The 14738-nt window shown below is 69.2% G+C and carries 12 protein-coding genes; 7 read left to right on the top strand and 5 right to left on the bottom strand.

Going from position 1 to position 14738, the window contains the following annotated elements; all coding sequences use genetic code 11:
• Positions 1-111: 111 nt before the first annotated feature.
• Positions 112-2064, bottom strand: coding sequence for a glycerol kinase GlpK (gene glpK, locus AMK34_RS08835; RefSeq protein WP_073844211.1), 1953 nt, complete (start codon positions 2062-2064; stop codon positions 112-114).
• Positions 2065-2077: 13 nt separating this feature from the next.
• Positions 2078-2845: an IclR family transcriptional regulator gene (locus tag AMK34_RS08830; RefSeq protein WP_073844209.1), complete on the bottom strand. Its 768-nt coding sequence runs from the start codon at positions 2843-2845 to the stop codon at positions 2078-2080.
• A gap of 151 nt (positions 2846-2996) precedes the next feature.
• On the opposite strand from AMK34_RS08830, the gene AMK34_RS08825 reads away from it, so the two are divergent.
• The 3 genes from AMK34_RS08825 to glpD are packed head-to-tail and all read left to right on the top strand — an operon-like array spanning position 2997 to position 7066.
• Positions 2997-3818, top strand: coding sequence for an MIP/aquaporin family protein (locus AMK34_RS08825; RefSeq protein WP_037339527.1), 822 nt, complete (start codon positions 2997-2999; stop codon positions 3816-3818).
• A gap of 12 nt (positions 3819-3830) precedes the next feature.
• A complete protein-coding gene (gene glpK / locus AMK34_RS08820) occupies positions 3831-5348 on the top strand; it encodes a glycerol kinase GlpK (protein WP_038511941.1) in 1518 nt (505 codons plus the stop codon).
• A gap of 5 nt (positions 5349-5353) precedes the next feature.
• Positions 5354-7066, top strand: coding sequence for a glycerol-3-phosphate dehydrogenase (glpD, locus tag AMK34_RS08815; RefSeq protein ID WP_073844207.1), 1713 nt, complete (start codon positions 5354-5356; stop codon positions 7064-7066).
• 88 nt (positions 7067-7154) lie between these two features.
• On the opposite strand, the gene AMK34_RS08810 is transcribed toward glpD, so the two are convergent.
• The gene (locus tag AMK34_RS08810) at positions 7155-7886 is read right to left on the bottom strand and encodes an SDR family oxidoreductase (RefSeq protein WP_073844205.1); all 732 of its coding nucleotides are present in this window, start codon (positions 7884-7886) and stop codon (positions 7155-7157) included.
• 113 nt (positions 7887-7999) lie between these two features.
• On the opposite strand from AMK34_RS08810, the gene AMK34_RS08805 reads away from it, so the two are divergent.
• Positions 8000-8476 (top strand): Rrf2 family transcriptional regulator, encoded by a 477-nt coding sequence (locus tag AMK34_RS08805; protein WP_038523074.1) that lies wholly within the window; start codon positions 8000-8002, stop codon positions 8474-8476.
• On the opposite strand, the gene AMK34_RS08800 is transcribed toward AMK34_RS08805, so the two are convergent.
• Entirely contained in the window at positions 8457-9767 is a 1311-nt protein-coding gene (locus AMK34_RS08800) for an MFS transporter (RefSeq protein WP_073844698.1), read from the bottom strand. The genes AMK34_RS08805 and AMK34_RS08800 overlap by 20 nt on opposite strands.
• A 67-nt stretch (positions 9768-9834) precedes the next feature.
• On the opposite strand from AMK34_RS08800, the gene AMK34_RS08795 reads away from it, so the two are divergent.
• The gene (locus tag AMK34_RS08795) at positions 9835-10785 is read left to right on the top strand and encodes an Lrp/AsnC family transcriptional regulator (RefSeq protein WP_073844204.1); all 951 of its coding nucleotides are present in this window, start codon (positions 9835-9837) and stop codon (positions 10783-10785) included.
• On the opposite strand, the gene AMK34_RS08790 is transcribed toward AMK34_RS08795, so the two are convergent.
• Entirely contained in the window at positions 10775-11581 is an 807-nt protein-coding gene (locus AMK34_RS08790) for an NmrA family NAD(P)-binding protein (protein ID WP_073844202.1), read from the bottom strand. The two genes, AMK34_RS08795 and AMK34_RS08790, sit on opposite strands and share 11 nt — an antisense overlap.
• Before the next feature lie 141 nt (positions 11582-11722).
• On the opposite strand from AMK34_RS08790, the gene AMK34_RS08785 reads away from it, so the two are divergent.
• Positions 11723-11938 (top strand): hypothetical protein, encoded by a 216-nt coding sequence (locus AMK34_RS08785; protein ID WP_073844200.1) that lies wholly within the window; start codon positions 11723-11725, stop codon positions 11936-11938.
• Positions 11939-12097: 159 nt separating this feature from the next.
• Positions 12098-14674: a glycoside hydrolase family 3 protein gene (locus AMK34_RS08780; protein ID WP_073844198.1), complete on the top strand. Its 2577-nt coding sequence runs from the start codon at positions 12098-12100 to the stop codon at positions 14672-14674.
• The last annotated feature ends 64 nt before the right edge of the window (positions 14675-14738 follow it).

The raw sequence follows: 14738 nt of genomic DNA, 5'->3' as shown, positions 1-14738 counted from the left end.
CGGGAGATGCCCCGTATCGAGGGGTCGCCGGAATGCGCGCCGGCGACCTGGTTCAGCCGGCGCGCTTGACTACGAGTCGAGTCCAGCGGCGCACGGCGACAGGCTAGCACGTCACGAGAGGTGCAGCCGAGAACCTTGCTCGCGGACGTGCGCGGCGGAGCCGCAGCCGAGGTCCAGCTGCCGCTGCCGCTCGGCGACGAACGCCCGGCCGAGGCCGGTGCGATCCGAAGTGGACAGTGTGCGCCGGAGTTCGTTCAGCAACCCGCGTTCCTCCGCGCGGATATGCGCGTCGACCGAATTCTCCAGCGCTGCCAACGCCTTCTCGGAGTCGGCGGACTCCAGCACGGCCAGCAGTTCGTCCGCGAGCCCGCTCTCCGTCGCATCGGGGCGGACGATCCGCTCCGTCGCGGTCGCATGGGCGACCAGAGACGCCGAGAGCTCCGCGATCAGCGCCGGACGGTCGGCCTCGTCGTTGCGGAGGTCGCGGAACAGCTGTTCGATCCGGCGGTGATCGGCCAGGACGACCTCCACCAGGTCGGAGCCCGGGGGAGCGGCCGTCGGGCCGGGACGCATCCAGCCGAACGTCAGCTCCACGGCCTGACGCCAGTGCGAGTACTCACTGTCGCGGCGGGCGGGGTCCATCGTCGGCAGCCACTGCCCGGCGCGATGCCAGTTCCGCCGCAGACCCTCCAGGTCCGGCCAGTAACCGACCGACAAACCGGCCGCGTACGCCGCGCCCAGCGACACCGTCTCGGCGACCATCGGGCGCACCACCGGCACGTCGAGGACGTCGGCGACGAACTGCATCAGCAGGTTGTCGGCGGTCATCCCGCCGTCCACCTTGAGCGTCGACAGCGCGAGCCCGGAGTCGGCGTTCATCGCGTCGACCACCTCGCGGGTCTGCCAGCCCGTCGCCTCCAGCACGGCCCTGGCCAGATGCCCCTTGGTGATGTACGACGTCAGCCCGGCGATCACGCCGCGCGCCTCGCTGTGCCAGTGCGGCGCGAACAGGCCGGAGAAGGCGGGCACGATGTAGCAGCCGCCGTTGTCCTCGACCGTGCGCGCCAGCGTCTCGATCTCGGGCGCGCTGCCGATCAGTTCGAGCCCGTCGCGGAACCACTGCACCAGCGAACCGGTGACCGCGATCGACCCTTCGAGCGCGTACACGGCGGGCTCGTCGCCGATCTTGAAGCCGACGGTCGTCAGCATGCCGTGCGCCGAGAGCACCGGCGTCGGACCGGTGTTGAGCAGCAGGAAGCTGCCGGTTCCGTACGTGCACTTCGCCTCGCCGGGCGCGAAGCAGGTCTGGCCGAACAGCGCCGCCTGCTGATCGCCGAGCGCCGCCGCGATCCGGATGCCAGGGACCACCCGCGACGTCGTCCCGTACACCTCGGTCGACGGGCGGATCTCCGGCAGCATCGCGCGCGGGACGTCGAAGAACTCCAGCAGTTCGTCGTCCCACGACAGCGTGCGCAGGTTCATCAGCATGGTGCGCGAGGCGTTGGTGACGTCGGTGACGTGGACGCCGCCCTCGGGGCCGCCGGTCAGGTTCCAGATCAGCCAGCTCTCCACCGTCCCGAACAGGACGTCGCCGCGTTCGGCGCGTTCCCGCAGGCCAGGGGTCCGTTCGAGCATCCACCGGATCCGCGGCGCGGAGAAGTACGTGGCCAGCGGCAGCCCGCACAGCCGCCGGACACGATCGGCGCCCGGCTCGCGGGCGAGGTGTTCGAGCATCGCGTCGGTGCGGGTGTCCTGCCAGACGATCGCCCGCCCGACCGGGTTGCCGGTGTGCCGGTCCCACAGCACCGTCGTCTCGCGCTGGTTCGCGATGCCGAGGCCGACCACCTGCCCGGCATCGATGCCTGCGTCGGCCAGCGCCTGCGGCACGATCCGGCCGACGTTGCGCCAGATCTCCGTCGCGTCGTGCTCGACCCAGCCCGGCCGCGGGAAATGCTGCTGATGTTCGCGCTGCGCGACCGACACCAGCCTGCCGCGCGCGTCGAACAGGATGCACCGTGTCGAAGTGGTGCCCTGGTCGATCGACATCACGTAGCGCTGGACCACGCGAGCACCTCCATCACCATCGGGACGCGCCGAGATCGCGGGAGACCGCCCGTGCCGCGTCGCGCACGTGGCCGAGCAGCCGCGGGATCGGGCTGCCGTCGGCTTCACAGATCCGTTCCGCCGCGCCGGAGACCCCGATCGCCCCGACCACGATGCCGCCGTGGCCGCGGATCGGCGCGGCTATCCCGGCCTCGCCGGTGATCATCTCGCCGTTCTCGCTCGCCCAGCCCACCTCGCGCACCTTGCCGCAGGCGCGTTTGATCGCGGTCTGGGTGACCAGGGTCCGGCGGGTGTAGGCCTCCGGTCCGCCGGTGCGCAACGATGCCACGAGACCGGTGTCGTAGGCCAGAAGGACTTTCCCGAGCGCCGTCGCGTGCAACGGCAGAAGCGTGCCGACGTCGAGCGTCTGCAGGCTGTCGTCGGGCCGGAACACGTGGTGCACCACCAGGACCCGGCCCTCCAGCGGCGCGCCGATGCGGACGGCCTCACCGCTGCGCGCGGCCAGCGCGTCGGCCCAGTTGATCGCGCGGGAGCGGAGTTCGTTGACGTCGAGGTAGCTCGTGCCGAGGTGCAGGAGCGCCGCGCCCAGTTGGTATTTCCCGGTGTCGCGGTCTTGTTCGACAAAGCCGACCCCTTGCAGGGTACGGAGGATCCCGTGCGCCGTTCCCTTGGCGAGTTCGAGGGAATCGGCGATCTCGCCGACCCCGAGACGGCCTGAACCGCGCGCCAGCAACCGCAGGATCGCGGCGGCGCGCTCGATGGACTGGATCGGACCGGGCACGGCCCAACCGTAGCCCGACCGGCCCTGATTCGACAATGTCGAACATCGTCTTCAGCCGTTCGACAATGCCGACCGGCATCCGTTGACCCCGGGTTTCCGCGAACTTAACTTCGGCCTCAACAGGGCAACGGTGTCCTTTGTGGAGGAAGCAATGGTGCGAAACCTCAAGGCTCGCGGACTGGCGGGCGAACTGGCGGCGGAGTTCGTCGGGACGATGATCCTCATCCTGTTCGGCTGCGGGGTGGTGGCCCAAGTCGTCGCCGCGGGCATCGGGGACCACGACAGCATCGCGTGGGCGTGGGGAATCGGTGTCACGCTGGGTATCTACGTGGCTTCACGGATCAGCGGCGCGCATCTGAACCCCGCCATCACCGTGGCACTCGCGGTGTTCAAGGGCTTCTCGTGGCGCAAGGTCGCCCCGTATGCCTTGGCGCAGACCGCCGGCGCGTTCCTCGCCGCACTGCTGGTGCGGTGGAACTACACCGAGGTGCTCAACGCCGCGGACCCCGGCCTGACGATCAAGACGCAGGGCGTGTTCTCCACTCTTCCGGGTAACGGAACCCTGCCGGTGGGTGACTGGGGCGCCTTCCGCGACCAGATCATCGGCACCGCGATCCTGGCACTGGTGATCTTCGCCATCACCGACCTCCGCAACACCGCGCCCGCCGCGAATCTCGCGCCCGTGGTCGTCGGTTTCCTCGTGGTCGCGATCGGCATGGCCTGGGGCACCAACGCCGGCTACGCGATCAACCCCGCCCGCGACTTCGGCCCGCGCCTGATGTCCTGGCTCACCGGCTACGACACCGCGTTCACCGATCAATACGGCTATCCCTACTGGTGGATCCCGATCGTGGCGCCGGTGATCGGCGCGGTCATCGGCGGGGCGATCTACAAGTTCTTCATCGAGCGTTACCTGCCCGCCGAACCGGCGCCGGAAGCCTTGCCCGCCAAGGACATCGAGCGCGTTTCCTAAGGAGAGAAACCCATGTCTGATTACATCGGCGCCGTCGACCAGGGCACCACCAGCACGCGTTTCATGATCTTCGACCACGGCGGCAACGAGATCGCCCGCCACCAGCTCGAGCACGAGCAGATCCTCCCCAAGCCGGGCTGGGTCGAACACGACGCCACCGAGATCTGGGAGCGGACCCGCTCGGTCATCGCCACCGCGCTCAACAAGGCGAAGCTGACCGCCGCCGACCTCGCGTCGCTCGGCATCACCAACCAGCGTGAGACCACCGTCGTGTGGAACCGCCGCACCGGGCGGCCGTACTGCAACGCCATCGTGTGGCAGGACACCCGCACCGACCGGATCGCCTCGGCGCTCGAACGCGAGGGCAAGGGCGACGTCATCCGGCGGAAGGCCGGTCTGCCGCCCGCCACCTACTTCTCCGGCGGCAAGCTGCAGTGGATCCTGGAGAACGTCGAGGGCGTCCGCGAAGACGCGGAAAAGGGTGACGCGCTCTTCGGCACCACCGACAGCTGGCTCATCTGGAACCTCACCGGCGGGCCCGACGGCGGCGTGCACGTGACGGATCCGACCAACGCGTCGCGCACCATGCTCATGGACCTGGAAACGCTGGAGTGGGACGACGAACTGCTGTCGTTCTTCGGTGTCCCCAAGCAGATGCTGCCGTCGATCGCGCCGTCGTCGAACAACGGCCGCTTCGGCGTGACCCGCGCGGACGGCCCGCTCGGCGGCGAGGTCGCCATCACCGGCGTGCTCGGCGACCAGCAGGCGGCGACCGTCGGCCAGGTGTGCTTCCGCCCCGGCGAGGCCAAGAACACTTACGGCACCGGAAACTTCCTGCTCCTCAACACCGGGCACGAGGTCGTGCGGTCGAAGCACGGGCTGCTCACGACGCTGGCCTACCAGTTCGGTGACGAGAAGCCGGTGTACGCGCTGGAAGGCTCCATCGCCGTCACGGGTTCCGCCGTGCAGTGGCTGCGCGACCAGCTGGGCATCATCAGCGGCGCGTCCCAGAGCGAGAGCCTCGCGCGCCAGGTCGAGGACAACGGCGGCGTCTACTTCGTCCCCGCTTTCTCCGGGCTTTTCGCCCCGTACTGGCGTTCCGACGCCCGCGGCGCGATCGTCGGCCTCACCCGCGCCACCACCAACGCGCATCTGGCGCGGGCGACCCTCGAAGCGATCTGCTACCAGACCCGCGACGTCGTCGAGGCCATGCAGAACGACTCCGGCGTCACGCTCGACGTGTTGCGTGTGGACGGTGGCGTGACCGCCAACGAACTCTGCATGCAGCTGCAGGCCGACATCCTCGGCGTGCCGGTGTCGAAGCCGGTCGTCGCCGAGACCACCGCGCTCGGTGCCGCCTACGCGGCCGGGCTCGCCGTCGGGTTCTGGAAGAGCACCGACGAGCTGGAACAGAACTGGAACGAGGACAAGCGCTGGGAGCCGTCGTGGACGGACGAACAGCGCGCCGAGGGCTACGCGGGCTGGCAGAAGGCCGTCGGCCGCACGCTCGACTGGGTCGAGGTCGAGTGAGCCCGATGAACAGGAGGAACAAGGTGACACCCGTACCGCTTTCCCCGGTCTACCGTGCCGAGACGCTGCGCAAGCTCGCTCGTGAGGAGATCGACGTGCTCGTCGTCGGCGGGGGAGTGACCGGTGCCGGCGTCGCACTCGACGCGGCGTCGCGCGGACTCTCCGTCGCGCTCGTCGAGGCCCGCGACTTCGCCGCCGGAACGTCGAGCCGGTCGTCGAAGCTGATCCACGGTGGGCTGCGTTATCTGGAGAACCTGGACTTCAAGCTGGTCCGCGAGGCGCTGAAGGAACGTAGCCTGCTCCTGCAGACCCTCGCGCCACACCTGGTCCGGCCGGTGAAGTTCCTGGTGCCGCTCAAGCACCGCGTCTGGGAACGCGGCTACATCGGCGCGGGTGTCACGCTTTACGACACCCTCGGCGGAGCGCGGGCCCTGCCGCGGCACCGGCATCTGTCGAAGCGCGGCGCGGGCAAGGTCGCGCCCGGCCTCGCGGACGACGCCCTGATCGGCGCCATCCAGTACTACGACGCCCAGGTCGACGACGCCCGTCACACGATGACCATCGCGCGGACCGCGGCCGAGCAAGGTGCTTCCGTCCTCACCCGGGCGCGGGTGACCTCGCTGATCCGCGACGGCGAACGTGTCGTCGGGGCCAAGGTCGTCGACCGCGAGAGCGGTGCGGAGATCGAGGTCCGGGCGAAGACGGTCGTCGCGGCGACCGGCGTGTGGAGCGACGACATGGCGGAAGCGGCGGGCATCCCCGCGCCGTTCACCGTGCGTGCTTCGAAGGGTATCCACCTGGTGGTGCCGCGCGAGAAGATCGACCTGGACACTGGGCTGATCCTGCGCACCGAGAAGAGCGTGCTGTTCGTCATCCCGTGGGGACGGCACTGGATCGTCGGCACCACCGACACCGAATGGGACCTCGACCGCGAGCACCCGGCGGCCAGCCAGGCGGACGTCGACTACGTGCTCGACCACCTCAACGCCGTCCTTCGCACGCCGCTCACCGCCGACGACATCGAAGGCGTGTACGCGGGGCTTCGGCCGCTGCTGGCCGCGAAGGCGACGTCGACCACGAAGCTGTCGCGGGAGCACGCCGTCGCGCATCCGGTGCCGGGTCTGGTGATCGTGGCCGGCGGCAAGTACACGACGTACCGGGTGATGGCCGCCGACGCGGTCGACGTCGCGGTGGAGGACCTCGGCCGCCCCGCGCCGTCGTCGTGGACCGAGCGGCTGCCGATCGTCGGCGCGACCGGCTATCACGAGATGTGGGGCGCGCGGCACTCGCTCGTGCAGCGCACGGGGCTGCCCATCGCCCGCATCGAGCATCTCCTCCAGCGCTACGGCACCGCGATCGAGGACATCCTGGAGTCGATCTCGGAGCGTCCTGAACTGGGTGAAGCGATCCCGGGGACCGCGGAGTACCTGAAGGCGGAGGTCGTTTACGCGGTCTCGCACGAGGGCGCGCTGCACCTGGAGGACGTCCTGACGCGGCGCACCCGGATCTCCATCGAGGAGCGGGATCGCGGCGTGACCGCGGCGCCGGTGGTGGCCGCGCTGATGGCGCCACTGCTGGGCTGGGACTCGCACAAGCAGGAGCGCGAGGTCGCCAACTACCTCGCGCGGGTCGAGGCGGAACGGTCCGCGCAGGCCCAGCCGGACGACGAGGCGGCGAACGCCAGCCGTCTCGCGGCTCCGGCGCTGCTGCCCAGCTGACGTGGGCTGAAGGGGCCCTTCGCCGCATGCGACGCGGCGAAGGGGCCCTTCGCCGCGTCGCATGCGGTCATGGTTCCCTTCAGCCCGGCTACTTGAGCCAGTCGAGGTAGCGGGTCTCGGCGATGCGGGCGCCGTCCTTCGTGGTGAGCACGTCACCCTTGACGGCGGAGAACATGCCCGCGGTCTCGTCGACGGTCACCGGACGCGTGTCTCCCTTGGCGGACAAGGTGATCCGGCCCAGTTCGTCCAGCGGATAGACGTCCGGGCCGCCCACGTCGAGGGTGCCGTTCAACGGCTTTCCCGCCGAGACCTCGGAAACCGCGGCGGCGACGTCGGCCGCGGCGATCGGCTGGATCGGCGTGCCGGGCAGGCGGACGGCGGTCTCGTCGGAGGTCCAGGACAGGACCGCGTCGACGAATTCCATGAACTGGGTGGCGCGGACGATCGAGTAGGGGACACCGCTCTCCTTGAGGATGTCCTCCTGCAGGGTCTTGGCCCGGTAGTAGTCGAGCTGCGGCACCTGGTCGACGCCGACGATCGACAGGATCACGAAATGCCCGGTGCCCGCCTTCTTCGCGGCCGCCACGAGGTTGTCCATCGACGTCCGGAAGAACGCGGGGGAGGCGTCGTCGAAGGTCGGCGAGTTCGTCAGGTTGACGACCACGTCGGCGCCGTCGAGCGCGCTGTCCAGGCCTTGGCCGGTGAGCAGGTCGACCCCGGTGGACGGCGAATGCGGCACCGCCTCGTGCCCCGCCTCGTTCAGGTTGCGCACGACCTGCGAGCCGATCAGCCCGGTCCCGCCGATGATCGCGAATTTCATGACCCAGTGCCCTTCGTCGGTGGCGCCCGCAAACCCGGACACCGAATGTCCGAGATATTACTCGGATACATTGTGTCCGAGTCAAGAGGCGGGTTAGAGTCATCCGGGTGAAGATGTCCGGTGGGGTCGAGTGGGCCCTGCACTGCTGTGTCGTGCTGACCTCCGTCGACGAGCCCGCGCCCGCCGCGCGCTTGGCGCAGCTTCACGACGTCTCGCCGAGCTACCTCGCGAAGCAGCTCCAGGCGCTTTCCCGGGCCGATCTCATCCGGTCGGTGCAGGGGAAGGCCGGCGGCTACGTCCTCACCAGGCCGCCTTCGGAGATCACGGTGCTCGACGTCGTCGAGGCCATCGACGGGCCTGGCCCGGCCTTCCTCTGCACCGAGATCCGGCAGCGCGGCCCGATGGCGACGCCGCCCGAGGCGTGCACGACGCCGTGCGCCATCAGCCGCGCGATGGCGAACGCCGAGGTTCAGTGGCGGGCGGCGTTGCGTGCCGTCACCATCGCGGATCTGGCCGACGACGTCCGGGGTGACTACGGTCCGGGCGCGCTCGCCGGGATCGGCGCGTGGTTCAAGGCCGCCGAGGGGTAGCGAAGGCGCCGGTCCGGGGCATCAGCGCGGTCGCGACCATGGTCGCCACCACCAGCACCGCCGCGAGCGAGAACGCCCCCACCACGGAACGACCGTGCAGGAAGACGCTGCCGAACACCGCGATGCCCAGCGTCGCACCGACTTGCTGCACCGCGTTCAGCAGGCCCGCCGCGGAGCCGGTCTCCTGTGGACGGACGACGGAAAGCGCCGCGGTGAAGAACGGCACCGTGAACAGCCCCAGGCCGAGTCCGCCGATCCCGAGTGCGATCGGCAATGTGCCACCGAGAGCCAGCAGGATTCCCGCGAGCAGCAGCGCAAGACCGGCGAAGGCGACACGCGATCCGTGCCGGGGAACGAGCCAATTGCCCGCCACCCACGAGGAAATCGCCAGCCCGCCCGACCACGGCAGCAGCGTCAGCCCGGACGCGAGTACGCCGAGACCCTCGTCGAGTTGCTGGTGCAGGACCACCACGAGCATCAACCCGTTCATCACGGCGAAGAACAGGGTCGACGCCGCCAACGCAGCGGGGAAACCGCGGTGTTCGAACAGGCTCGGCTCGACCAGCGGATGACGTCGGTGCCGCTGATGGAACACGAACAGCACGAGCACCGCGGCGCCCGTGGCGAAGGGCGCCCAGCTCCACCTGTCGAGCAACGGGTACACCACGAGTCCCATGCCGAGCGAAGCGAGCAAGGTGCCCTGCACATCCAGCCGGACCGGATGCTCGGCGCGGTCTTCCGGCAGCAGCCGTCCCGCCACGAGCACCGCGAGCGCGATCGGCACGTTCACCAGGAACGCCGCCCGCCACGACACCAGGTCCGTCAGCAGGGCGCCGAGCAACGGCCCGCTCACGGCGGACAGGCCGACCACCGGCCCGTTCCAGCCCAGCGCCGCCGCCAGCGCCGGGCCGGAGAACAAGGCCTTGATCAACCCGAAGGTCTGCGGGATCACCAGCGCCGCCGCCATGCCCTGGACCGCTCGCGCGCCGATGAGGACGCAGGTGCCCGGTGCGAGCGCGCAGCACAGTGAGGCCAGGGCGAACATCGTCACACCGCACAGGAACACGCGGCGGCGGCCCAGCAGGTCGCCGAGCCTGCCGCCGGTGATGAGGAGCATCGCGAACGGGAGCGTGTACGCGGCGCCGAACCAGGGGATGGCGGAAGCGGGTCCGCCGAGGTCGGCGTGGATCGCCGGGCCGGCGACCTGGGTGATCGTCGCGTCCAGCACGTTCATCGCCTCCGCCGCGAGCAGCGTGGCGAGCGGAACCGATCCGGTCTTCGTCAGTTGCATGAACGGGATCGTGCGGCGAGGATGACTTTTGTTCCCTGAAACCTGGATCGAATGGACGAAATATTCCATGCTCGACGACATCGACCGCGCTTTGATCCACGCGCTGCAGATCGACGCCCGTGCGCCGTTCAGCCGGATCGGGGCGGTCCTCGGTGTCTCGACCCAGACCGTCGCCCGGCGCTATCAGCGGCTCCGGGCCGAATCCGGGTTACGCGTGGTGGGCCTGCCCGATCCCGACCGGACGGGGCTGACGCAGTGGCTCGTCCGGCTGAGCGCGCAGCCCGCCGCCGCGCGGACGCTCGCTCGTTCGCTGGCCCGGCGGCCGGACACGTCGTGGGTCAAGCTCACCTCCGGCGGCACGGAGATCGTGACGATCGCGCATACGCCGCGGCACGCGCAGAGCGCCATGCTGTTGCACGACATCCCGCGGGCCGCGAGTGTCACGGCGGTGTCCGCGCATTTCATCCTGCACACCTACCTCGGCGGCCCGACGGCGTGGCGCGGCCGGGTCGCCGCGCTGACCGAGGAGCAGCAGGAAGCGTTGCGACCGCCGGAATCCGTCGGCGAGGAGAGCCCGCTGACGGCGGCGGATCACGCGCTGATCGCCGCCCTCCGCCACGACGGCCGGGCGAGTATCGCGGACCTGGCCGCGGCGGCGGGCCTCGCCCCGGCGACGGCGGCCCGCCGCCTGGCGGATCTGCGCGCGCGAGGCGCGCTCTTCTTCGACGTCGAGATCAGCGCGGCCCTGTACGGCGTGACCACCCAGGCGTTCCTGTGGATGGCCGTCGCGCCGGCGGATCTCGACGAGGTGGCGACGACGCTGGCCACTCACGAGGAGCTGGCCGTCGTCGTCGCCACGACCGGGCCCACCAACCTGGCCGCGCAGGCGTTGTGCCCGGATCCCGCCGCGCTGCACCACTACCTCACGCACCGGCTGGGCGCGTTGCGGGCGATCCACACGGTGCACACCGCGCCGGTGCTGGAAATCGTGAAGGCGGTCGGACCGTTCACGGCCTGAAACGGTCGGCGTGCTCGGCGACCCACTGCGCGAACGTGCGGGCGGGTCGTCCGGTCACCTTCTCGATCGTGTTGACGACAGTGCGCGCCTCCACGGGCGGATCGCTGTGCCACCCGACGACGTACTCGGCGTCCGCGACCGAGACGCCTTCGGCCAGCAGCCGGTCGATCGCCTGTTGCCGGGTGATCTGCTCCAGCGCGATGTCACGGCCGACCGCGGAGCCGAGGATCGCGATCCGTTCGCTCGTGGTCAGGGCCTGCGGCCCGGTGAGGTTGTAGACCTTGCCCGAATGCCCGTCCTCCACGAGCGCGGTGGCGGCGACGGCGCCGATGTCGCCCTCGTGCACCACGGCGCTCGGAAGGTCGAACGGCTCGCGGATCACGCCCTCGGCGCGGACCGAGTCGACCCAGGTCAGGGCGTTGGACATGAACTCCTGCGGCTCCAGGCGCGTCCATTCCACCCCGGATTCGGCCATGGCCTGTTCCGTCGGCCCGACGTAACCGCCCCACACGATGGTCATCCGGCGCACGCCCGCGTCCACGGCACGCTTGACCAGATCGACGCCGACATCCGCGAGTCCCGCCGTGACCGTGATGTGCAGCTTGGTGACACCTGCCAAGGCCTCGGTCAAGGTCTCCGGCGCGGTGTGGGTGCCTTCCACGAGTTCGACACCCGCCGGAAGCCGGGCTTCGGCGGGGTTCCTGGTGAGTGCCCGGACGCGTTCCCCACGGCGGAGGAGTTCGGCCACCACGTGGCGGCCGGTGTTCCCGGTCGCTCCGGTTACCAAGACGGTCATGAGTGATTCCCTTCGTTTTCCGCGAAGATAAAAGCTCAAGTAATGTGGAGGTCAAGCGGACCGATCAGGAATCGAGAAGCATCGGTGCCCACGGGATCCCTAGCGTCTTCGCCACAGGCAAAACGACTCCAGGAGGTTCTCGTGAGCAAGCGGATCCGGACGTTTCATCGGTGGACGTCGCTCGTCTTCGTCGCCACCGTCATCGTGTGCTTCGTCGTGGTGGCGCAGGGCGACCCGGCGCAGTGGGTGCTCTACACGCCGCTGCCACCGCTCTTCCTGCTGATGTTCAGCGGGCTGTACCTGTTCGCGCTGCCGTACACCGCCAAGCGGCGCAATCGGCGGCGGGTGGCCGGGTAAGTCTTAGTTCACGGCAAAAATTAACAGGTGGCATATCGGCCGGAAACTCTTGACGCCGCCGCCTGGTCCGGTGAGGATCGGCCGGTCCCCGCCTTCCGCAGAATGGACCAGACCATGGCAAGACGTGCTCGCGCGCGCCGAAGTCCGCTGATCGCCTTGATGAGTCTCACCCTGCTCGGCGGGGCCGTGGTGGCCACGCCCGCCGCCGTCGCCGCCGAGCAGCCGGTGATCGGGAAACCCGCGCTCGACCGGGACGGCTGCGCTCGCATCGAGAAGAGCCTGCCGACGCTCGCCGACTGGCCGAAGGTCGAGAGCCGGTTCAAGGGCAAGGCCGGTGACGAACAGCGGATCGCCAGGATCCTCGAGGGGATGACCCTGGAGGAGAAGGTCGGGCAGATGACGCAGCCCGAGATCGCCGCGATCACCCCTGACGAGGTCCGGCAGTACTCGATCGGCTCGGTCCTCAACGGCGGCGGCTCGTGGCCGAACAAGGACAAGCACGCCTCCCAGCAGGACTGGCTGAAACTCGCCGATTCCTATTGGGACGCCGCGAAGGGCAGCAGGACGAAGATCCCGGTGATCTGGGGCATCGACGCCGTGCACGGCAACAACAACGTGTACGGGGCCACCGTCTTCCCGCACAACATCGGGCTCGGCGCGGCGCACGACCCGTGCCTGGTGCGCGACATCTCCGCGGCGACGGCCCGGCAGATCCGCGCCACCGGCCAGGATTGGGCCTTCGCGCCGACGCTGGCCGTCGTGAAGGACGACCGCTGGGGACGCACCTACGAAGGGTTCTCCGAGGACCCGCGGATCACCAGGGCCTACGGCTACGAGGCGATCAACGGTCTCCAGGACGGCTCGACCAAACGCATCGGCTACAACGGCGTGATCGGCACCGCCAAGCACTTCATCGGTGACGGCGGCACCCTCAAGGGACAGGATCAGGGCGTCAACCCGTCGTCCGAGGCCGAGATGATCAACGTCCACGGCCAGGGTTACTACGGCGCGCTCGCCGCGGGCTCCCAGACCGTGATGGTGTCGTTCAACAGCTGGACCAACGCCGAGCTGGGCATCGACGAGGGCAAGCTGCACGGCAGTGACAAGGCGCTGAACCAGATCCTCAAGGGCAAGATGGGCTTCGACGGCCTCGTCGTGTCGGACTGGAACGGTATCGGCCAGGTTCCGGGCTGTACCAACGCCTCCTGCCCGCAGGCGATCAACGCCGGCATCGACATCGTGATGGTGCCGAACGACTGGAAGGCGTTCATCACCAACACCGTCGCCCAGGTCGGCTCCGGCCAGATCCCGGTCTCGCGGATCGACGACGCGGTGACCCGCATCCTGCGCGTCAAGCTGCGCTCCGGGCTGTACGAGTCGCAGAAGCCGTCGGACCGGTCCTACGCCAACTCCGACGAAGCACTGAAGGAGACCTGGCTGGCGCGCGACGCGGTCCGTTCCTCGCAGACGTTGCTGAAGAACAACGGCAACGTGCTGCCGCTCAAGCCGAAGTCGAAGGTGCTCGTCGTCGGCAAGAGCGCGGACAGCATCCAGAACCAGACCGGCGGCTGGACGCTGAGCTGGCAGGGGACCGGCAACACCAACGCAGACTTCCCGAACGCCACGTCGATCCTGGCCGGGCTCAAGCAGCAACTCGGCGACGTCAACGTCACCTTCGACGAGAAGGGCGACACCGATCCGAAGGGCTACGACGCGGTCATCGCCGTCATCGGCGAGACCCCGTACGCGGAAGGCGTCGGCGACCTGACGCGCAAGACGCTGGAGGCTTCGAAGCTCTACCCCGAGGATCTGGCCGTGCTCGACAAGGTCCGCGGGAAGGGTGCTCCGGTCGTCACCGTCTACGTCGGCGGCCGCCCGCTGTACATGAACAAGGAGATCAACCGCTCCGACGCGTTCGTCGCGGCCTGGCTGCCGGGTACCGAAGGCGGCGGCGTCGCGGATGTCCTGGTCAAGGGTGGCTTCAAGGGCACACTGCCGTACTCGTGGCCGAAGAGCGCGTGCCAGACGCCGCTGAACGCGGGTTCGGCTGACTACGACCCGCTGTTCAAACTCGGCTACGGGCTCAAGACCGGGCAGCGCGTCACGGTCGGGCAGCTCGACGAGACGGCCGGGCCGGTGACGTGTGGCTCGACCGGTGGCGGCGGTACCGCGACCGAGGACCTCGAGGTGTTCAACCGCACCGATGTCGCGCCGTACAAGGGTTTCATCGGTTCCGCGGAGAACTGGGGCGGTACGGAGATCGGCCCCGACGGCACCGCTTCACACGCCGAGATCAACGTCGTGCAGTCGGACGTGAACGTGCAGCAGGACGGGCTCAAGTCGACCTGGACCGGCACCGGCCCGGCGCAGATCTACTTCCAGAACCCGGCCGGTACCAACGATCTTCGGGGTTACCTCAACGCCGACGCGGCGCTGGAGTTCGACACGGTCGTGCACGAGGCGCCGGCCAACTGGACCGTGATCAGCATGCATTGCGTCTACCCGTGCTTCTCCGAGGTGAACGCGACCAAGCTGTTCACCGATCTCGCGGGCGCGCCGAAGTCGACGGTGAAGATCCCGGTGTCGTGCTTCGCGAACGGGCTGGATCTGGAGAACGTCAACACGCCGTTCCTGGTGTACACCGACGGCCGGTTCTCGGCTTCGTTCGCGAACGTGCGGTGGGTGCCCAAGGGGGCGCAGGATCCTGACGCGAGACCCTGCTCGAGCCTGAACTGAGTTTCACCGCGAGGGGTCCTTCCAGAGTCTGGGAAGGACCCCTTGTCGTGTTCCAGGTCGTTTG

The sequence above is a fragment of the Amycolatopsis sp. CB00013 genome (genome assembly GCF_001905755.1).
Taxonomy (GTDB): domain Bacteria; phylum Actinomycetota; class Actinomycetes; order Mycobacteriales; family Pseudonocardiaceae; genus Amycolatopsis; species Amycolatopsis japonica.
This window is presented reverse-complemented; position numbering and strand designations above follow the sequence as displayed.

Coding starts and splice junctions, on each gene's coding strand:
- glpK (WP_038511941.1), top strand. CDS start 3,831: ATGTCTGATTACATCGGCGCCGTCGACCAGGGCACCACCAGCACGCGT.
- AMK34_RS08810 (WP_073844205.1), bottom strand. CDS start 7,886: ATGAAATTCGCGATCATCGGCGGGACCGGGCTGATCGGCTCGCAGGTC.
- AMK34_RS08780 (WP_073844198.1), top strand. CDS start 12,098: ATGAGTCTCACCCTGCTCGGCGGGGCCGTGGTGGCCACGCCCGCCGCC.
- AMK34_RS08795 (WP_073844204.1), top strand. CDS start 9,835: ATGCTCGACGACATCGACCGCGCTTTGATCCACGCGCTGCAGATCGAC.
- AMK34_RS08805 (WP_038523074.1), top strand. CDS start 8,000: ATGTCCGGTGGGGTCGAGTGGGCCCTGCACTGCTGTGTCGTGCTGACC.
- AMK34_RS08800 (WP_073844698.1), bottom strand. CDS start 9,767: ATGCAACTGACGAAGACCGGATCGGTTCCGCTCGCCACGCTGCTCGCG.
- AMK34_RS08825 (WP_037339527.1), top strand. CDS start 2,997: ATGGTGCGAAACCTCAAGGCTCGCGGACTGGCGGGCGAACTGGCGGCG.
- glpD (WP_073844207.1), top strand. CDS start 5,354: ATGAACAGGAGGAACAAGGTGACACCCGTACCGCTTTCCCCGGTCTAC.
- AMK34_RS08790 (WP_073844202.1), bottom strand. CDS start 11,581: ATGACCGTCTTGGTAACCGGAGCGACCGGGAACACCGGCCGCCACGTG.